This window comes from Peribacillus phoenicis (assembly GCF_047238085.1).
In the GTDB taxonomy this organism is placed as follows: domain Bacteria; phylum Bacillota; class Bacilli; order Bacillales; family DSM-1321; genus Peribacillus.
Genome location: NZ_JBDFMF010000001.1, coordinates 5,269,395 through 5,288,760 on the forward strand (window position 1 = coordinate 5,269,395; position 19,366 = coordinate 5,288,760).

The window sequence follows — 19,366 nt, forward strand, 5'->3', positions numbered from 1 at the left end:
GGAGAATGATATGTTTAGAATAGGACAAGGATATGACGTTCATCAGCTTGTGGAAGGAAGACCTTTGATAATTGGCGGGATTACGATTCCGTATGAGAAAGGTCTGCTAGGTCATTCGGATGCGGATGTCCTTCTGCATACTGTTGCCGATGCTTGCTTGGGGGCAATTGGTGCAGGGGATATCGGTAAGCATTTTCCGGATACCGACCCTGAATTTAAAGATGCCGATTCGGCAAAACTGCTGCAGCATATTTGGGCGATCGTAAAAAAAGAAGGATATTCCCTAGGCAATGCGGACTGTACAATCATTGCACAAAGCCCAAAAATGGCACCGTATATCGAGGAAATGCGAGGCAGGATTGCTGAACTTTTAGATGCGTCGATAGACAGAATTAATGTAAAGGCGACCACTACCGAGAAACTTGGATTTACAGGCAGGAGCGAAGGAATCGCGGCACAGGCTGTAGTCTTATTGGTTAAATCAAACTAAATTCGTTTTTAGGGTGGATGCCTTTATCCCAATGTATTTAAATGATAATATATACAATAGAATTGAACGACTGGGAGGTCTATATATATCATGAGCAGCGATATTCGAGTTCGCTATGCACCGAGTCCGACTGGACATTTACATATTGGTAATGCACGGACTGCTTTATTTAATTATTTATACGCACGAAATAAAGGCGGGAAATTCATCATCCGTATTGAAGATACCGACCAAAAGAGAAATATTGAAGGCGGAGAGGAAAGTCAGCTTAAATATTTGAAATGGCTTGGCATGGATTGGGATGAAGGTGTTGATGTAGGCGGTGAATACGGGCCATATCGTCAATCCGAAAGGAACGACCTTTATCAGGAATTGTATCAAGAGCTTTTGGATAAGGGTTTAGCATATAAATGCTATTGTACGGAAGAAGAGCTTGAAGCAGAGCGTGAAGGACAGGTCGAACGCAATGAAACGCCAAAATATTCTGGGAAGTGCAAGCATTTAACTGAGGAAGAGCAAGCGGAACTAGTGGCACAAGGAAGAAAACCGAGCATTCGCTTTGCCGTTCCAGCTGGGAAGGTCCTTACTTTCAAAGATATGGTCAAGGATGAGGTTTCATTTGAAACAGATGGCTTTGGTGATTTTGTTATCGTTAAAAAAGATGGCATTCCAACTTATAACTTTGCAGTGGCCGTCGATGATCATTTGATGAAGATTTCCCATGTCCTTCGCGGTGATGATCATATCTCCAATACTCCAAAACAATTGATGATTTATGAAGCTTTCGGCTGGGAACCGCCGGTATTCGGACATATGACGCTGATTGTAAACGAAAGCAGGAAGAAACTGAGTAAACGTGATGAGTCGATCATTCAATTCATTGAGCAATATGAAGAGCTAGGTTATGTTCCTGAAGCGTTATTCAATTTCATTACATTACTAGGATGGTCTCCGGTCGGGGAGGAAGAGATTTTCACGAAGGAAGAATTCATTAATAATTTCGATGCTGACCGGCTGTCTAAATCACCTGCACTTTTCGATAAACAAAAGCTTACATGGATGAATAACCAATATGTGAAGCAATTGGACGTCAATCGTGCAGTGGACTTGTCAATGCCTCACTTAATTAAAGCGGGGAAGGTTTCAGAGACACTGACCGCCGAAGAAGAAGAGTGGGTACATGGGCTAGTTTCCCTTTTTCAAGAGCAGATGAGTTATGGAGCGGAAATAGTCGAGCTATCTGAACTGTTTTTCAAGGATGAGGTCGTGTTCGAGGAAGAAGCTAAGGAAGTGCTGGCTGAAGAACAGGTGCCGGAAGTCATGAAAGCTTTCCTTCAGGAGATTGAAGGGCTTGAAGAATTTAACGCGGATGAAATCAAGAAGTCGATTAAAGCCGTACAAAAAGGCACAGGTCATAAAGGGAAAAAATTATTCATGCCGATAAGGGCTGCCGTCACGGGCCAAACACATGGTCCTGACTTGCCTAAGGCGATTTCATTACTGGGCAAGGAAAAAATTAAACAGCGTATTCAGAGTATTTTATATTAACAATTTGTCGAAAATGTAATATAGTATTTAATAATCTTACAAAAGAACGCGTAGATGGGGAGAAGTAAGTAAACGAAGCTTTTTAGAGAGAACCATAACCTGCTGAAAGTGGTTCAAGCCTCTCGTTTTCTGAAATGCACCCTTGAGTCCTTTGCTGAACTAACTTATAGTAGGCACAGGCGGAATTTCCTCCGTTACAGGGATTAAAGTTGGGGATGAAAAAAACAGGAAAAAGCTTTATCTGGTTTTTACATTCCAAACAGAGTGGAACCGCGCTTCAAGCGTCTCTGTCTATTTGGACAGAGACGCTTTTTTATATGCTTTAAAAGCTTCAAAAGGGGATGTTGGAAAAGGACGGCACATAGGGGGGAATCATTTTGTTAAAGATGTTTAAAGAGGATATCGAAGTGGTTTTTGATCAAGATCCTGCTGCGCGCAGCTATTTGGAAGTCATATTGACGTACGCGGGTTTACATGCAATTTGGAGTCATAGGATGGCTCACGCACTATTCAAGAAGAAATTCTTTTTCCTGGCAAGAAGTATATCTCAAATCAGTCGGTTTTTTACCGGAATTGAAATTCATCCAGGGGCTACGATTGGCCGTCGTTTCTTCATTGACCATGGAATGGGGATCGTCATTGGCGAAACTTGTGAAATTGGCGACAATGTATCCGTCTTTCAAGGTGTAACCCTCGGGGGGACAGGAAAGGAAAAGGGAAAACGTCATCCTACGATAAAGGATAATGTCCTGATTGCTACAGGAGCAAAAGTGCTGGGTTCCATCACTGTTGGGGAAAACTCAAAAATCGGTGCAGGATCGGTTGTTTTAAAAGAGGTGCCGCCTAATTCTACAGTGGTTGGCATTCCAGGTAAAGTGGTCATTCAAGATGGTATCAAAATCAACAAAGACCTAAATCATTGTGATCTTCCTGATCCAATCGCTGATCGCTTTAAGGAATTGGATAGTGAACTCAGGGCCTTAAGAGAGAAGTTGGCTGAACAGAAGCAGGAAGAAAGGAGTCTATAATATGGCGATTAAAATATATAACACAGCAACAAGAAAAAAGGAAACCTTCGTCCCGATTGAAGAGGGAAAGGTGAAGATGTATGTATGCGGGCCCACTGTCTATAATTACATTCATATAGGTAATGCAAGACCGGCAATCGTATTCGATACCGTTCGTAGGTATTTGGATTACCGTGGATATGATGTGCAATTCGTTTCGAACTTTACGGATGTGGATGATAAGCTGATTCGCGCGGCAAAAGAATTGGGTGAAGATGTACCGACCATCTCAGAGCGTTTCATCAAGGCTTATTTTGAAGACGTGTCGGCATTGGGCTGCAAAAAAGCGGATGCTCACCCAACCGTAATGGAGAACATGGATGCAATCATTGAATTCATCTCGGCATTAATTGAAAAAGGATTCGCTTATGAATCTGAAGGGGATGTGTATTACCGCACTCGTAAGTTCGAGGGATATGGAAAGCTTTCACATCAGTCCATCGATGAGCTGCGAGTGGGGGCCCGTATTGAAATAGGGGAGAAAAAACAAGATGCCCTTGATTTTGCCCTTTGGAAAACGGCCAAGGATGATGAAATATCTTGGGAGAGCCCATGGGGTAAGGGGCGTCCTGGCTGGCATATAGAATGCTCCGCAATGGTCAAAAAGTATTTGGGCGATACGATCGATATTCATGCAGGGGGTCAAGATCTGGCTTTTCCGCATCATGAAAATGAAATTGCACAATCCGAGGCATTGACGGGTAAGACCTTTGCGAATTATTGGATGCATAACGGGTATATAAATATTGAGAATGAAAAAATGTCTAAGTCCTTAGGCAATTTCGTCCTTGTGCATGACATCATTCAGAAGCATGATCCACAAGTGTTACGCTTCTTCATGTTATCTGTACATTACCGTCATCCCATCAATTATAGCGAAGAAGTGCTTGAAAATGTAAAAGCGTCCCTTGAACGCTTAAGGACATCTTATCAAAACTTAAAGCATCGTCTTCAAGTAAGTGACGGATTGACTGAGAATAATGATGTTTGGTTGGAGAAGCTTAATGAATTACAGGAACAATTCATTAAGGAAATGGACGATGATTTCAACACAGCTAATGCAATATCCATGCTCTTTGAACTTTCCAAACAGGCGAATTATTACTTGATGGAGAAAAACACAGACAAGGAAGTGATTAACGCTTTCCTTGATAAATTCAACATCTTATTTTCTGTCCTGGGGTTATCCCTTGAAGAAGAGGGGCTTTTGGATGAAGAAATTGAAGGGTTGATACAGCAGAGAATTCAAGCGCGGAAAGACCGCAATTTTGGGTTATCTGATGAAATTCGTGATCGCTTGAAAAACATGAATATCATATTAGAGGATACCCCTCAAGGTACAAGATGGAAAAGAGGGTAATTAATGCTTCATTACGATAGTAAGGTAGATGCAAAAATGCTGAACAGTCTTGCTTTAGCATATATAGGTGATGCCGTATTCGAAACATATATACGGCATCACCTCATTCAAAAAGGATCGGTCAAGCCCAATCTACTTCATAAAAAAGCTACATCTTTTGTAGCGGCTAAGGCGCAAAATAAAGTCATCCACTTTTTCCTGGAGTCAGATTGTTTATCGGAAGAGGAATCCGCAGTCGTTAGGCGCGGGCGAAATGCAAAATCCGGTACGGTACCGAAGAATACAGATGTGCAAACGTATCGCTACAGTACAGCCTTCGAGGCACTTATGGGATTTTTGTATTTATCCGGCCGAATAGAAAGAATGGAAGAACTCATCAAAAAATCCATTGAATACATTGAAGAAGAAAAGGGGAGTAACCCATGAGCGAAGAATATATCATTGGCAGAAACCCCGTATTGGAAGCTCTTCGCTCCGAACGGGATATTAATAAAATTTGGATAGCCGAAGGCTCGCAAAAAGGCTCGATGCAACCACTCATCGGTCTGGCGAAGGAAAAGAAGGTATTCGTGCAAATCGTACCGAAGAAAAAAATTGACCAAATGGCAGAAGGCATCCATCAAGGCGTTGTCGCACAAGTTGCTGCATATGAATATGTGGAGCTGGATGATTTATTCGCAAAAGCGGCTGAACGGGACGAAGCACCTTTTTTCATGATTCTTGATGAAGTTGAAGATCCGCATAATTTAGGGTCGATCATGAGGACGGCTGATGCAGTCGGTGCCCATGGAATCATCATTCCAAAAAGGAGAGCGGTGGGCTTGACTGCAACAGTGGCAAAAGCCTCGACGGGTGCAATCGAGTATATTCCGGTAGCTCGCGTTACAAATTTGGCAAGAGCGGTTGAAGAGTTGAAAGAGCGTGGGGTATGGATAGTCGGTACCGATGCGAAAGGCAGCGATGATTACCGTAACATGGATGGAAAGATGCCTATCGGACTTGTTATCGGCAGCGAAGGAAAAGGCATGGCCCGGTTAATGAAGGATAAATGTGATTTTCTCGTCCGTCTCCCTATGGCAGGTCAAGTAACTTCGTTAAATGCATCGGTAGCAGCCGGTTTATTGATGTATGAGGTTTATAGAAAAAGAAATCCTCTAGGGCAATGATGAAATGAATATTCTGTTAGTGGACGGTTATAACATTATTGGAGCTTGGCCGGAACTGAGAGAATTAAAGGAACGGGATCTTGCTGCTGCAAGGGACCGGTTGATAGAAATGATGGCGGAATATCAAGCATTTACCGGATACCGTGTAATTGTCGTATTTGACGCTCAATATGTTCAGGGTATTGCCCGCATATTCAAAAATCACAAAGTTGACGTAATTTTTACAAAAGAAAATGAAACTGCGGATGAAAGAATTGAAAAGATGGCCATTGAACTGAATAATGTCAAAACGCAAATTCAAGTGGCAACCTCTGACTTCACGGAACAGTGGGTGATCTTCGGCCAAGGGGCCCTAAGGATATCCGCTCGTGAACTGCTTATTGAAATGGAAGAAATTCAAGGCGAAATCAAGAAAGATGTAAGAAAAACAACGACGATAAGACCCGTGGCTAAAATTCCTTTAAGTGAAGAAGTGGCAGAAATTTTCGAAAAATGGCGCCGGGGTAAAATATGAACCATTGACGGGTAAAATTTACCTGCTGTATAATATTTCTATCTGAGTCAGGTCAGGGGGATATAATGTGGGTCTCAAATTCGGAATGAAGCTTAACGAAAAGTATCTGCAGTTTGAGGATGATGAATTGATAGGGTTGGTGCACACTGGAGACAGTGAAGCGCTGGATTATTTGATCCAAAAGTATCGTAATTTTGTAAGAGCGAAGGCAAGGACTTATTTCTTGATTGGTGCCGATAAGGAAGACATCGTGCAAGAAGGTATGATTGGTTTATATAAGGCCGTCCGTGATTTTAAAGGGGATAAATTATCTTCTTTTAAAGCATTTGCAGAACTATGCATTACGAGGCAGATCATTACAGCTATCAAAACAGCAACACGTCAAAAACATATTCCGCTCAATTCCTATGTTTCCCTGGACAAGCCCATTTACGATGAGGAATCGGATCGAACTCTAATGGATATTATATCGGGTACGAAAGTTTTGGACCCGGAAGAACTGATCATCAACCAAGAAGAGTTTGACGATATCGAATTAAAGATGGCCGAGCTCCTGAGTGATCTTGAGAGAAAAGTGTTAGCTCTTTACCTGGATGGACAAACCTACCAAGAAATTTCGGAAGAGTTGAACCGGCATGTTAAGTCAATCGACAACGCCCTTCAGCGGGTGAAAAGAAAGCTCGAGCGCTATCTGGAAGTAAGGGAAATCAGTTTATAATCCCTCCGCTTTTTCCGCTTAATTTCATCTGTCCCTTCTCCACATGGAAGTTTATTATTCACAAAGATTTTTAATGGATGTCAAGTAAACCGATATTCTGATTTCCGGTGCCCATAATCGTCGAAACCCGCTTTGATATTGACAATAAAAAACAGCCGTGATAAGGTTTTATGGATATAGTAGATAGGATAGGTGTATCTAATGCGAAAAAAAATAGTTCTTGCCTGCACTGGTTGCGGTACAAGGAATTATAGTTATGAGAGCAAACAATCGACAAGCGGCGAACGACTGGAAATCAAGAAATTTTGCAGTACGTGCAACTCACACTCGATTCATAAGGAAACGAAATAACCGTTCTATAAATAGATTGACAGAAGCTTCTAATGCTTGGAGGTACATTCATGAAACGTTTTACCGAATTTTTCAGCGGAGTCGCCCGCGAAATGCAAAAAGTAAGCTGGCCGAAACGCAAGGAGCTTACCAAATATACAATCGTAGTGGTAACGACTGTAGTATTTATGGCTTTATTCTTTACAGTGGTGGATTTGGGCATTTCCGAATTAATTCGCTTAGTTATTGAATAAGAGATTCGAAAATAAGGTATAATAGTGATAGAATAATATGTGTCAGCAGAAAAGCCCGGAAACGGGTTTTTTAATTTGTCTTTTTTAATAAGTGAAGAAGTTCAAAATCGAGCACTGCTGTAATATGTTCATCACAATATATTCTAGTTAAGTCGGGATGACGCCGTATGGTTTTTTGGCTAAAACGTTCAAAGATAAAGATTAATAAAGAAAATGATTGATTGCAGGGAGGGAAGGACGTTAAAGTCCTAACACATGGAAAAGAATTGGTATGTAGTTCACACCTATTCAGGTTATGAGAACAAAGTTAAGGCTAACTTGGAAAAACGTGTTGAAACTATGGGGATGGAAGACAAGATCTTTCGCGTTGTAGTTCCAGAAGAAGAAGAAACAGAAGTGAAAGATGGCAAAAAGAAAGTGACCAAAAAGAAAGTATTTCCAGGATATGTGTTGGTTGAGATCATCATGACTGATGATTCATGGTATGTTGTCCGGAATACGCCTGGAGTAACAGGTTTCGTAGGTTCATCTGGAGCTGGTTCAAAACCGACTGCATTGCTGCCGGAAGAAATTGAAGTCGTTCTTAAGCGAATGGGCGTAGATGAAAGCAAAATCGAGGTTGATTTTGAAATCGGTGATACGGTTCAAGTTAAGGAAGGACCATTTGCAACATTTGCCGGCCCTATTGAAGAACTTGATAAAGACAAAGGTAAAGTAAGGGTTCTAGTCAATATGTTCGGCCGTGATACACCGGTTGAACTTGATTTTAATCAAGTGGAAAAATTATAAACGGAAAAAAACTTGAAATTGCCTTTTGAAAGTGGTAAAATTTCAAAGGTCAGTATGTTTCAATTTTTAGGCCTCAACGATACAAGCATTCTTTATTAATATATAAAGAATTCAAGATGAGTGGGAGGGTATTACCCTATTACCACATCACGGACTTATAAGGAGGTGTGTCTCGTGGCTAAAAAAGTAATTAAAATGGTTAAATTGCAAATTCCTGCTGGTAAAGCGAATCCGGCACCGCCAGTCGGTCCTGCATTAGGTCAAGCTGGTGTAAACATCATGGGATTCTGTAAGGAGTTCAACGCTCGTACAGCAGATCAAGCTGGTCTAATTATTCCTGTTGAAATCACGGTATTTGAAGACCGTTCATTTACATTCATTACAAAAACTCCACCGGCTGCAGTATTGCTTAAGAAAGTAGCTGGTATCGAGTCTGGTTCTGGTGAACCTAACCGTAATAAAGTTGCTACAGTCAAGCGTGATCAAGTGCGCGAGATTGCTGAAACTAAAATGCCTGACCTAAACGCTGCAAGCGTTGAAGCTGCAATGCGTATGGTTGAAGGTACTGCTCGCAGCATGGGTATTGTCATCGAAGACTAATCCATGTAATTGCTATTTGTTTCTACGGGGTTGCGATTGATACTCGCAACCTTTATTCGTGGGAGGTCATTCCGTTAAAACCACAATTTAGGAGGATTTATATCATGGCTAAAAAAGGTAAAAAGTATCTTGAAGCAGCTAAGCTTGTAGAAGTATCTAAGGCTTATGCTGTAACTGAAGCAATCGAAGTTGCTAAAAAAGCAAACTTCGCAAAATTCGATGCGACTGTTGAAGTTGCTTTCCGTTTAGGCGTAGACCCTAAGAAAGCCGACCAACAAATTCGTGGAGCTGTTGTTCTTCCGAATGGTACTGGTAAAACTCAACGCGTATTAGTATTCGCAAAAGGCGAAAAAGCAAAAGAAGCGGAAGCTGCTGGTGCTGACTACGTTGGCGAATCTGACTACATCAACAAAATCCAACAAGGATGGTTCGAATTCGATGTAATCGTTGCGACTCCAGACATGATGGGTGAAGTTGGTAAACTTGGCCGTGTATTAGGACCTAAAGGTTTAATGCCTAACCCTAAAACTGGCACAGTAACTTTCGATGTAACGAAAGCTGTTAATGAAATCAAAGCTGGTAAAGTTGAATACCGCGTAGATAAAGCTGGTAACATCCACGCTCCAATCGGTAAAGTATCTTTCGAAGATGCTAAACTAGTGGAAAACTTCACTACTATCTATGATACATTATTGAAAGTTAAACCTGCGGCTGCTAAAGGAACTTATATGAAAAACGTTTCTGTAACAACTACAATGGGCCCTGGTGTGAAAGTTGATCCTTCTTCTTTCAAATAAATAATTGACATACCAAAACTATTATTGTTATAATAAGTTTTGTTGTGAATAAATGAATACTATTTGTACCGTAGACAGTAGGTGCTCATTACGAGCTTAATTCCCTGCCGAGGTAATTCGATAATAATAGTCCTGGACTATGACTTTTGAAATTACTGCCTTCATGTCTGCAATAGAGATGAAGGCTTTTTCTTTGAAACGGTATAAATGTTTTCAAGCAAATCTACAGGAGGTGTAAGGATGAACGCAATTATTGAACAAAAGCAAAAAATCGTTGCTGAGATTTCTGAAAAGTTAACTTCAAGCCAATCAACAGTAGTTGTTGACTACCGTGGATTGACTGTTGCTGAAGTAACAGAACTTCGTAAGCAACTTCGTGAAGCTGGCGTTGAGTTTAAAGTTTACAAAAACTCTATGACTCGCCGTGCTGCTGAAAGTGCTGAACTTAGCGCTTTGAACGAATCATTAACAGGTCCAAACGCAATTGCATTCTCAACTGAAGATGTTATTGCGCCAGCAAAAATCCTTAACGATTTTGCGAAAAAACATGAAGCTTTAGAAATCAAAGCTGGAGTTATCGAAGGAAATGTTGCAACTGCTGAAGAAATTAAAGCTCTTGCAGAACTACCTTCACGCGAAGGCCTACTTTCAATGCTACTCAGCGTGCTACAAGCACCTATGCGCGGACTTGCTCTTGCTACAAAAGCTGTTGCAGAGCAAAAAGAAGAACAAGGCGCGTAAGCTGACCGCTTATTTAGCCTGCTGATTCAAAAAAAAACCAACCATTTCGAGGAGGAAATAAAAATGACTAAAGATCAAATCATTGAAGCAGTTAAAAATATGACTGTTTTAGAATTAAACGACCTTGTAAAAGCTATCGAAGAAGAATTCGGCGTAACTGCTGCTGCACCTGTAGCTGTAGCTGCTGCTGGTGGCGCTGCTGCTGAAGAAAAAACTGAGTTTGATGTAATCCTTACATCTGCTGGAGATCAAAAAATCAAAGTTATCAAAGCTGTACGTGAAGTTACAGGTCTTGGACTTAAAGAAGCAAAAGAACTTGTTGACAACACTCCAAAAGCAATCAAAGAAGCTGCTTCTAAAGAAGAAGCTGAAGAAATCAAAGCTAAACTTGAAGAAGTTGGAGCTGGCGTTGAAGTTAAGTAATCTTGCATAAACAAAAAGCTCGCTATCACTGGCGGGCTTTTTTTCTTCATTTTTAAAGAAATGACGGAAATTAGCCGTTAATGGTTTGATAACGAGGATTTCGTTATTACGACATTCCGGCATGCAAGCATCCATTCTTCAATTCTCTTCTCTCATTAAATCTTCAATATTCCTTTCTGATAGGGGGAGATGACTCTGACAGAGCATTACTACTCACAAAAACCGGATGTCGTAAGCAATCCGAAATTTTGGGATTTCACATTAAAGGGACGTACATTTCGCTTCAAAAGTGATAATGGTGTTTTTTCGAAAAAGGAAGTTGATTTCGGATCGCGTCTTTTGGTTGAGAGTTTTAACCTTAATGAGGCTGTGGAAGGAAATATTCTCGATGTTGGTTGCGGTTATGGACCAATTGGAATATCGATTGCGGCAGCTTATCCCAATAGAACGATAGAAATGATTGATATAAATAGCCGGGCAGTTGAATTGTCAAGAGAGAATGCTGCATCTAATGGGATCGCAAACGTGAAGATTTACGAAAGTGATCGTTTTGACAAAGTTGCCTCCAATCAATTCGCAGCGATTCTTACGAACCCTCCCATTCGCGCAGGTAAAAGTGTAGTCCACGAAATTTTAGAAGAAAGCTATCGCAGTTTGGTAGCTGGTGGAGAATTATGGGTTGTCATTCAAAAAAAACAAGGAGCTCCATCCGCAATGGATAAAATGGAGCAATTATTTGGAAATATTGAGGTGCCCGTTAAGAAAAAGGGTTACTATATACTATTATCCAAAAAGGTTTGACTCTAAATTTTCGCTATGTTAGTATTATAAAATGCATATATATAATTCCGTAACTATGCAATTTTTATACCATTGGTGTATAATCAATGGATAATATGGGAAAAATATATAAATAATAGTTCGTTTTATGAGAAATAGTGGTTTTTAAAATAAAAACCATTTTCTTTTTGTCTATGGAAATGATTCCTTTTCCGAGGCAAATGGATCCTTATAACGCTTGATTTAAGGGGTGAATCAGTTGACAGGTCAACTTGTTCAGTATGGACGACACCGCCAACGTAGAAGTTATGCAAGAATCAGTGAGGTTTTGGACCTTCCGAATCTGATTGAAATTCAAACAGCTTCTTATCAATGGTTTCTAGATGTAGGTTTAAAGGAAATGTTCCAGGATATTTCTCCTATTGAGGATTTTACAGGTAATTTATCGTTAGAATTCATCGATTACAGCTTAGCTGAGCCGAAGTATTCTGTGGAAGAAACAAAGGAACGCGATGTTACGTATTCTGCACCACTTCGTGTGAAAGTGCGCCTTGTTAACAAAGAAACAGGGGAAGTGAAAGACCAGGATGTATTTATGGGTGACTTCCCGCTGATGACTGAAACAGGTACATTTGTCATCAATGGTGCTGAACGGGTAATTGTATCCCAATTAGTGCGCTCACCGAGTGTTTACTATAATGGGAAAATGGATAAAAACGGTAAGCTTGGATTCTCTGCGACCGTTATTCCTAATCGTGGCGCATGGCTCGAATATGAAACAGACGCCAAGGATGTTGTGTATGTTCGAATCGACCGCACCAGGAAATTACCGATCACGGTATTAATGCGTGCTCTTGGATTCGGAACAGATCAAGAAATCATCGATTTGATCGGAGACAACGAATACCTTCGCAACACTCTTGAAAAGGATAACACCGAGAGTGTGGAAAAAGCATTACTGGAAATCTATGAGCGTCTACGCCCAGGTGAACCGCCTACTGTCGAAAACGCGAAAAGTCTTTTAGTATCACGCTTTTTTGATCCAAAACGTTATGATTTAGCTAATGTAGGCCGTTATAAAATAAACAAAAAACTGCATATCAAGAACCGTTTATTCGGACAACGTATTGCAGAGACTTTGATTGATCCTGAAACAGGTGAAATCATCGTTGAAAAAGGTACAATGCTTGATCGTCGGACTCTTGATAGGATCCTGCCTCATATCGAAGGTGGAATCGGATTCAAAACATTCCATCCATCAGGTGGTGTAGTGGAAGAAGAAACTCTTCTACAACCTATTAAAGTGTTTGCACCAAACGATGCCGAAGGCGAAAAAGTGATCAATATCATCGGTAATGCATATGTGACCGACCAGGTCAAAAACATTACACCGGCTGATATCATTTCTTCCATCAGTTATTTCTTTAACTTATTGCATGGTGTGGGAATCACGGATGACATTGACCATTTAGGTAACCGTCGTCTGCGTTCCGTTGGTGAATTGCTGCAAAACCAATTTAGAATTGGTTTATCCCGTATGGAGCGTGTTGTTCGTGAAAGAATGTCCATTCAGGATACGAATACAATCACTCCGCAGCAACTAATCAACATTCGCCCGGTCATTGCATCAATTAAAGAGTTCTTTGGAAGCTCACAGCTTTCCCAGTTCATGGATCAAACGAATCCGCTTGCTGAATTGACGCATAAACGTCGTCTATCTGCATTGGGACCTGGTGGTCTGACACGTGAGCGTGCTGGCTTTGAAGTACGTGACGTTCATTATTCCCACTATGGTCGCATGTGTCCGATTGAAACGCCTGAGGGACCGAATATTGGTTTGATTAACTCGTTATCCAGTTTTGCAAAGGTAAACCCATATGGCTTCATTGAAACACCATATCGTCGTGTGGACCCTGAAACAGGTAGAATTACAAGCCAAATCGATTACTTAACAGCTGATGAGGAAGATAATTATGTAGTTGCCCAAGCGAATGTACGACTGTCGGATGACGGCTCATTCCTTGATAATGATGTTGTTGCACGTTTCCGCGGTGAAAATACCGTTGTTCCGCGTGACCGCGTAGATTACATGGATGTATCTCCTAAACAAGTTGTATCTGCTGCGACTGCATGTATTCCTTTCTTGGAAAACGATGACTCCAACCGTGCCCTTATGGGAGCGAACATGCAACGTCAAGCAGTTCCTTTGCTTCAACCGGAAGCCCCTCGAGTCGGAACGGGTATGGAGTATGTTTCAGCGAAAGACTCCGGTGCTGCTGTAATCTGTAAACACCCTGGTATCGTAGAGCACGTTGAATCACGTGAAGTATGGGTACGTAGGGTAAGTGAAGTAGACGGACAGCAAGTAAAAGGAAATCTTGATAAATATCGTCTATTAAAATTCATTCGTTCCAACCAAGGAACGTGCTATAATCAACGCCCTATCGTCAGTGTTGGCGACAACGTCGTAAAAGGTGAAATTCTTGCTGATGGTCCTTCAATGGAAAAAGGTGAGTTGGCACTTGGACGTAACGTATTGGTTGCCTTCATGACATGGGATGGATATAACTATGAAGATGCCATCATCATGAGTGAACGATTGGTTAAAGATGATGTGTACACTTCTATTCATATTGAAGAATATGAATCTGAATCACGCGATACAAAATTAGGGCCTGAAGAAATCACCCGTGATATCCCTAACGTAGGGGAAGATGCGCTTCGTAATCTTGATGAGCGCGGAATTATCCGTGTGGGTGCTGAAGTGAAAGACGGAGACCTTCTCGTTGGTAAAGTAACGCCTAAAGGTGTAACGGAACTGACTGCCGAGGAACGTCTATTACATGCAATCTTCGGTGAAAAAGCACGTGAAGTAAGGGATACATCACTTCGTGTACCTCACGGCGGCGGAGGAATCGTTCTTGATGTTAAAGTATTCAACAGAGAAGACGGCGATGAACTGCCTCCTGGTGTAAACCAACTCGCACGTGTATATATCGTTCAAAAACGTAAAATCCATGAAGGCGATAAAATGGCTGGACGACATGGTAACAAAGGGGTAATCTCCAGGATTCTTCCTGAAGAAGATATGCCTTATTTACCGGATGGCACTCCAGTCGACATCATGTTAAACCCATTGGGTGTACCTTCACGTATGAACATCGGTCAGGTGCTGGAGCTTCACTTAGGTATGGCTGCACGCGCACTTGGCATCCATGTAGCATCTCCTGTATTCGATGGTGCCACAGAGGAAGATGTTTGGGGTACGATTGAAGAAGCCGGGATGTCCCGTGATGCAAAAACTGTCCTTTATGATGGCCGTTCAGGTGAAGCTTTCGATAACCGTGTATCAGTTGGTGTCATGTATATGATCAAACTGGCACATATGGTCGATGATAAACTTCATGCACGTTCAACTGGTCCTTACTCCCTTGTTACGCAGCAACCACTTGGTGGTAAAGCGCAATTTGGTGGACAGCGTTTCGGTGAGATGGAAGTATGGGCACTTGAAGCTTATGGTGCTGCTTATACATTACAAGAAATCCTAACCGTTAAATCAGATGATGTCGTCGGTCGTGTGAAAACGTACGAAGCGATTGTTAAAGGTGAAAATGTCCCTGAACCAGGCGTTCCTGAGTCATTCAAAGTATTGATTAAGGAGCTTCAAAGTTTAGGATTGGATGTTAAAATCCTCAATGCCGAAGATCGTGAAATCGAAATGCGTGATTTGGAAGATGAAGATGAAGCCAACCAAGCAGACAAATTAAGCCTTGATTCAGAAACTAAAGATATGGTTGCTTCCGAAGTAGGGGCACCTGTCAAAGAATAAAATTAAATATAAACATATCTAGTTATATATTACCCGCTCTGACTGGCAGCGAGATGTTCATTGGAAGATCATGCTGCCTTGTTAGAGCCTTATTGATTCAATCAACCATCATCCGGTGTAAGATTGCCTGATATTTGACGGCAATCAAGGGTTAAACCTGGAGATTAAAAGGGAGGTAGGCCCCTTGTTAGACGTTAATAATTTTGAGTATATGAAAATTGGTCTTGCTTCACCAGACAAGATTCGTTCTTGGTCCCATGGAGAAGTTAAAAAACCAGAAACAATCAACTATCGTACGCTAAAGCCAGAAAAAGACGGTTTATTCTGTGAGAGAATTTTTGGACCTCAAAAGGACTGGGAATGTCATTGCGGAAAATATAAACGTGTTCGTTATAAAGGCGTAGTCTGTGACCGTTGTGGCGTTGAAGTCACTCGTGCTAAGGTGCGTCGTGAGCGTATGGGTCATATTGAGCTGGCAGCTCCAGTTTCACACATATGGTATTTTAAAGGTATTCCTAGCCGTATGGGACTTGTACTTGACATGTCTCCACGGGCTTTGGAAGAAGTTATTTACTTTGCATCTTACGTCGTAACTGAAACGGGCGATACAACTTTAGAAAAGAAACAGCTTCTTTCTGAAAAAGAATATCGTACATACCGTGAAAAATACGGTAAGAAATTCCAAGCTGCCATGGGTGCGGAAGCTATTAAAAAACTTTTACAAGATATTGATACGGAAAAGGAAGTAGAGTCGTTGAAAGAGGAGCTTAAAACAGCTCAAGGACAACGCAGAACCCGTGCTATCAAACGCTTGGAAGTGCTTGAGGCATTCCGTAACTCCGGAAATGAGCCTTCATGGATGATCCTTGACGTGCTTCCGGTAATTCCACCGGAACTTCGTCCTATGGTTCAACTTGATGGAGGACGTTTTGCCACATCTGATCTAAATGATTTATATCGCCGTGTTATCAACCGTAATAATCGTTTGAAAAGATTACTGGATCTTGGAGCACCAAGCATTATCGTTCAAAATGAGAAGCGTATGCTGCAAGAAGCTGTCGATGCTCTTATCGATAATGGCCGTCGCGGCCGTCCGGTAACTGGACCTGGTAACCGTCCGTTAAAATCTTTATCTCACATGTTAAAAGGTAAACAAGGTCGTTTCCGTCAAAACCTTCTTGGTAAACGTGTTGATTACTCTGGCCGTTCCGTTATCGTAGTAGGACCAAACTTAAAGATGTACCAATGTGGTCTTCCTAAAGAAATGGCGATTGAATTATTCAAACCATTCGTTATGAAGGAGCTTGTTCAAAGAGGTCTAGCGCATAACATCAAATCCGCTAAGCGTAAAATTGAACGTTTATCTCCTGAAATATGGGATGTGCTTGAAGAAGTTATTAGAGAACACCCAGTACTATTGAACCGTGCACCGACTCTTCATAGACTTGGTATCCAAGCGTTTGAACCAACGTTGGTTGAAGGTCGCGCAATTCGTTTGCATCCGCTTGTATGTACAGCTTACAACGCTGACTTTGACGGTGACCAAATGGCGGTCCACGTTCCTCTATCTTCTGAAGCCCAAGCCGAAGCACGTATGCTTATGCTTGCAGCACAGAACATTTTGAACCCTAAAGATGGTAAACCTGTCGTTACACCTTCTCAAGATATGGTATTAGGTAACTATTACTTAACGTTGGAAAGAGAAGGCGCTATCGGCGAAGGTATGATCTTTAAAGATACAAGTGAAGCATTGCTTGCATACCAAAACGGATATGTACACTTACATTCCCGTTGTGCCGTACATGCATCATCACTGAATAATGAAACATTCACTGAAGAACAAAACCGCCAACTGCTTATTACCACTGTCGGTAAATTGATCTTCAATGAAATTTTACCAAAATCATTCCCGTATATTAACGAGCCGACACGATATAATTTGGAAACCAAAACTCCAGAGAAATATTTTGTGGAAAAAGGCGCTAATATCCCTGAATTGATTAAGGCTCAACCTGCTATCGATCCTTTCAAGAAAAAAATTCTTGGAAATATCATCGCGGAAGTCTTTAAACGCTTTAAAATTACCGAAACATCCAAAATGCTTGACCGGATGAAAGATCTTGGATTCAAATATTCGACAAAAGCCGGTATTACCGTTGGTGTGGCTGATATTGTCGTTTTAAAAGAAAAACAAGAAATCATTACTGAGGCTCAAACCAAAGTGGATAACGTCTTGAAACAGTTCAGACGTGGTCTAATTACAGAGGATGAGCGTTATGATCGCGTCATTTCCATCTGGAGTGCTGCCAAGGATACCATCCAGTCCAAACTTATGGACTCACTGGACCGACGCAACCCGATCTTCATGATGAGTGACTCCGGTGCCCGTGGTAATGCTTCCAACTTTACGCAGCTTGCGGGTATGCGTGGTTTGATGGCCAACCCGGCTGGACGTATCATTGAATTACCGATCAAATCAAGTTTCCGTGAAGGTTTAACAGTGTTGGAGTACTTCATCTCTACACATGGTGCGCGTAAAGGTCTTGCCGATACAGCCCTTAAAACAGCCGATTCCGGTTACCTTACCCGTCGACTTGTTGACGTTGCCCAAGATGTCATCATCCGTGATGACGATTGTGGAACGGACCGCGGCTTGAAAATTTCAGCCTTAAGAGAGGGTACTGAAATAATCGAGCATCTTGAAGAGCGCCTAGTGGGCCGTTATGCAAGAAAAGCGATCAGACATCCTGAAACAAATGAAGTAATCGTGGCTGAAAACGATCTTATTACTGAAGATCTTGCTAATTATATTGAATCACTTGGAATTGAAACAGCATGGATCCGTTCTGCCTTTACATGTAACACCAGCCATGGTGTATGTAAAAAATGTTATGGACGCAACTTGGCTACCGGTCAAGAAGTTGAAGTGGGCGAAGCAGTCGGTATTATTGCCGCTCAATCCATCGGAGAACCTGGTACACAGTTGACGATGCGTACATTCCATACAGGTGGGGTTGCCGGGGACGATATCACTCAAGGTCTTCCTCGTATCCAAGAAATATTTGAAGCGAGAAATCCTAAAGGTCAAGCTGTCATTTCTGAAATCGAAGGAACGATTGTTTCGATCAATGAAATTCGCGATAAACAACAGGAAATCGTCGTTCAGGGTGCTGTTGAATCACGCACGTATACTGCGCCGTACACAGCGCGTCTAAGAGTAACTGTTGATACACCTGTCCGTCGTGGGGAAGAGTTGACAGAGGGTTCCATCGATCCGAAAGAATTGCTGAAGGTTACAGACGTGCTTACTGTTCAGGAATACCTGCTTCATGAAGTTCAAAAAGTATACCGGATGCAAGGTGTTGAAATCGGTGATAAACATATCGAGGTAATGGTTAGACAAATGATGCGTAAAGTCCGTGTGCTTGATGCAGGTGAAACTGAAGTGCTTCCAGGAACATTATTGGATGTTAACCAGTTCACTACTGCAAACACAGATGCATTGCTGACCAACAAATTACCAGCTACAGGCCGCCCTGTATTGCTAGGTATCACAAAAGCATCTCTAGAAACGGATTCCTTCTTGTCCGCAGCGTCATTCCAAGAAACGACTAGAGTCTTGACTGATGCAGCAATAAAAGGAAAACGTGATGAATTGCTTGGTCTTAAAGAAAATGTCATCATCGGTAAACTTGTCCCAGCAGGAACGGGAATGCTTAGATACAGAAAAGCAAACCCTGTCGTCGTTGGTGACGAAAGTGCCGATACAGTAACAGTGGATTAAAGGAAAATGGACCAGCTCAATCATTTATACTGAAAACCGCTCTCCTGGTTACTATTGGAGCTGAAGGATCAGAATTTATTGAGCTGGTCTCTCTTATTACTCATGGCCGGCTGAAATGCCCTATGAGGATTTGATATATTCCGTTTAGGCAAATTAATAATCTTGATAGAATTATG

18 protein-coding genes and 2 other annotated features are annotated in these 19,366 nt (G+C 41.6%); all 18 genes read left to right on the top strand.

Features of this window, described 5'->3' with window-relative positions; genetic code table 11:
• The first annotated feature begins 10 nt into the window (after positions 1–10).
• Positions 11–490, top strand: a complete 480-nt coding sequence (ispF, locus tag ABC374_RS26140; protein ID WP_283916485.1) for a 2-C-methyl-D-erythritol 2,4-cyclodiphosphate synthase — start codon at positions 11–13, stop codon at positions 488–490.
• Between the two features lie 90 nt (positions 491–580).
• On the top strand, positions 581–2,038 hold the full coding sequence (gene gltX / locus ABC374_RS26145) for a glutamate--tRNA ligase (RefSeq protein ID WP_350300868.1): 1,458 nt from the start codon (positions 581–583) through the stop codon (positions 2,036–2,038).
• A 42-nt stretch (positions 2,039–2,080) separates the two neighbouring features.
• Positions 2,081–2,330, top strand: a binding site (T-box leader).
• Between the two features lie 85 nt (positions 2,331–2,415).
• Positions 2,416–3,066 carry a serine O-acetyltransferase gene (gene cysE, locus ABC374_RS26150; protein ID WP_101225864.1) on the top strand — a complete coding sequence of 217 codons (651 nt, stop codon included), beginning with the start codon at positions 2,416–2,418 and terminating at the stop codon, positions 3,064–3,066.
• A 1-nt stretch (position 3,067) separates the two neighbouring features.
• Entirely contained in the window at positions 3,068–4,465 is a 1,398-nt protein-coding gene (cysS, locus tag ABC374_RS26155) for a cysteine--tRNA ligase (RefSeq protein WP_350300869.1), read from the top strand.
• A 3-nt stretch (positions 4,466–4,468) separates the two neighbouring features.
• Positions 4,469–4,891: a Mini-ribonuclease 3 gene (locus ABC374_RS26160; RefSeq protein ID WP_350300870.1), complete on the top strand. Its 423-nt coding sequence runs from the start codon at positions 4,469–4,471 to the stop codon at positions 4,889–4,891.
• Positions 4,888–5,631, top strand: coding sequence for a 23S rRNA (guanosine(2251)-2'-O)-methyltransferase RlmB (rlmB, locus tag ABC374_RS26165; protein WP_350300871.1), 744 nt, complete (start codon positions 4,888–4,890; stop codon positions 5,629–5,631). Before ABC374_RS26160 ends, rlmB begins: the two co-directional genes overlap by 4 nt.
• Positions 5,632–5,635: 4 nt before the next feature.
• On the top strand, positions 5,636–6,145 hold the full coding sequence (locus tag ABC374_RS26170; protein WP_413020138.1) for an NYN domain-containing protein: 510 nt from the start codon (positions 5,636–5,638) through the stop codon (positions 6,143–6,145).
• Between the two features lie 85 nt (positions 6,146–6,230).
• The gene (sigH, locus tag ABC374_RS26175; RefSeq protein ID WP_094246690.1) at positions 6,231–6,863 is read left to right on the top strand and encodes an RNA polymerase sporulation sigma factor SigH; all 633 of its coding nucleotides are present in this window, start codon (positions 6,231–6,233) and stop codon (positions 6,861–6,863) included.
• Positions 6,864–7,064: 201 nt separating this feature from the next.
• Positions 7,065–7,214 (top strand): 50S ribosomal protein L33, encoded by a 150-nt coding sequence (rpmG, locus tag ABC374_RS26180; protein ID WP_413020139.1) that lies wholly within the window; start codon positions 7,065–7,067, stop codon positions 7,212–7,214.
• A gap of 50 nt (positions 7,215–7,264) precedes the next feature.
• Positions 7,265–7,447, top strand: coding sequence for a preprotein translocase subunit SecE (gene secE / locus ABC374_RS26185; protein WP_034305062.1), 183 nt, complete (start codon positions 7,265–7,267; stop codon positions 7,445–7,447).
• 255 nt (positions 7,448–7,702) lie between these two features.
• A complete protein-coding gene (gene nusG, locus ABC374_RS26190) occupies positions 7,703–8,236 on the top strand; it encodes a transcription termination/antitermination protein NusG (RefSeq protein ID WP_048677866.1) in 534 nt (177 codons plus the stop codon).
• A 174-nt stretch (positions 8,237–8,410) separates the two neighbouring features.
• On the top strand, positions 8,411–8,836 hold the full coding sequence (gene rplK / locus ABC374_RS26195) for a 50S ribosomal protein L11 (protein WP_034305057.1): 426 nt from the start codon (positions 8,411–8,413) through the stop codon (positions 8,834–8,836).
• A gap of 104 nt (positions 8,837–8,940) precedes the next feature.
• Entirely contained in the window at positions 8,941–9,633 is a 693-nt protein-coding gene (rplA, locus tag ABC374_RS26200) for a 50S ribosomal protein L1 (protein ID WP_048677868.1), read from the top strand.
• A gap of 50 nt (positions 9,634–9,683) precedes the next feature.
• Positions 9,684–9,834 (top strand) — a sequence feature (ribosomal protein L10 leader region).
• A gap of 39 nt (positions 9,835–9,873) precedes the next feature.
• Complete coding sequence (gene rplJ, locus ABC374_RS26205; RefSeq protein ID WP_048677870.1) at positions 9,874–10,374, top strand: 50S ribosomal protein L10; 501 nt, start codon at positions 9,874–9,876, stop codon at positions 10,372–10,374.
• 63 nt (positions 10,375–10,437) lie between these two features.
• Entirely contained in the window at positions 10,438–10,797 is a 360-nt protein-coding gene (gene rplL, locus ABC374_RS26210) for a 50S ribosomal protein L7/L12 (RefSeq protein ID WP_034305050.1), read from the top strand.
• 195 nt (positions 10,798–10,992) lie between these two features.
• Complete coding sequence (locus ABC374_RS26215) at positions 10,993–11,598, top strand: class I SAM-dependent methyltransferase (protein WP_413020442.1); 606 nt, start codon at positions 10,993–10,995, stop codon at positions 11,596–11,598.
• A gap of 238 nt (positions 11,599–11,836) precedes the next feature.
• On the top strand, positions 11,837–15,406 hold the full coding sequence (gene rpoB, locus ABC374_RS26220) for a DNA-directed RNA polymerase subunit beta (protein WP_241593943.1): 3,570 nt from the start codon (positions 11,837–11,839) through the stop codon (positions 15,404–15,406).
• 184 nt (positions 15,407–15,590) lie between these two features.
• The gene (gene rpoC, locus ABC374_RS26225) at positions 15,591–19,190 is read left to right on the top strand and encodes a DNA-directed RNA polymerase subunit beta' (RefSeq protein WP_241593944.1); all 3,600 of its coding nucleotides are present in this window, start codon (positions 15,591–15,593) and stop codon (positions 19,188–19,190) included.
• The last annotated feature ends 176 nt before the right edge of the window (positions 19,191–19,366 follow it).

Coding starts and splice junctions, on each gene's coding strand:
- rlmB (WP_350300871.1), top strand. CDS start 4,888: ATGAGCGAAGAATATATCATTGGCAGAAACCCCGTATTGGAAGCTCTT.
- rplA (WP_048677868.1), top strand. CDS start 8,941: ATGGCTAAAAAAGGTAAAAAGTATCTTGAAGCAGCTAAGCTTGTAGAA.
- cysS (WP_350300869.1), top strand. CDS start 3,068: ATGGCGATTAAAATATATAACACAGCAACAAGAAAAAAGGAAACCTTC.
- sigH (WP_094246690.1), top strand. CDS start 6,231: ATGAAGCTTAACGAAAAGTATCTGCAGTTTGAGGATGATGAATTGATA.
- rplL (WP_034305050.1), top strand. CDS start 10,438: ATGACTAAAGATCAAATCATTGAAGCAGTTAAAAATATGACTGTTTTA.
- gltX (WP_350300868.1), top strand. CDS start 581: ATGAGCAGCGATATTCGAGTTCGCTATGCACCGAGTCCGACTGGACAT.
- ABC374_RS26160 (WP_350300870.1), top strand. CDS start 4,469: ATGCTTCATTACGATAGTAAGGTAGATGCAAAAATGCTGAACAGTCTT.
- rpmG (WP_413020139.1), top strand. CDS start 7,065: ATGCGAAAAAAAATAGTTCTTGCCTGCACTGGTTGCGGTACAAGGAAT.
- ABC374_RS26170 (WP_413020138.1), top strand. CDS start 5,636: ATGAATATTCTGTTAGTGGACGGTTATAACATTATTGGAGCTTGGCCG.
- nusG (WP_048677866.1), top strand. CDS start 7,703: ATGGAAAAGAATTGGTATGTAGTTCACACCTATTCAGGTTATGAGAAC.
- ispF (WP_283916485.1), top strand. CDS start 11: ATGTTTAGAATAGGACAAGGATATGACGTTCATCAGCTTGTGGAAGGA.
- rplJ (WP_048677870.1), top strand. CDS start 9,874: ATGAACGCAATTATTGAACAAAAGCAAAAAATCGTTGCTGAGATTTCT.
- secE (WP_034305062.1), top strand. CDS start 7,265: ATGAAACGTTTTACCGAATTTTTCAGCGGAGTCGCCCGCGAAATGCAA.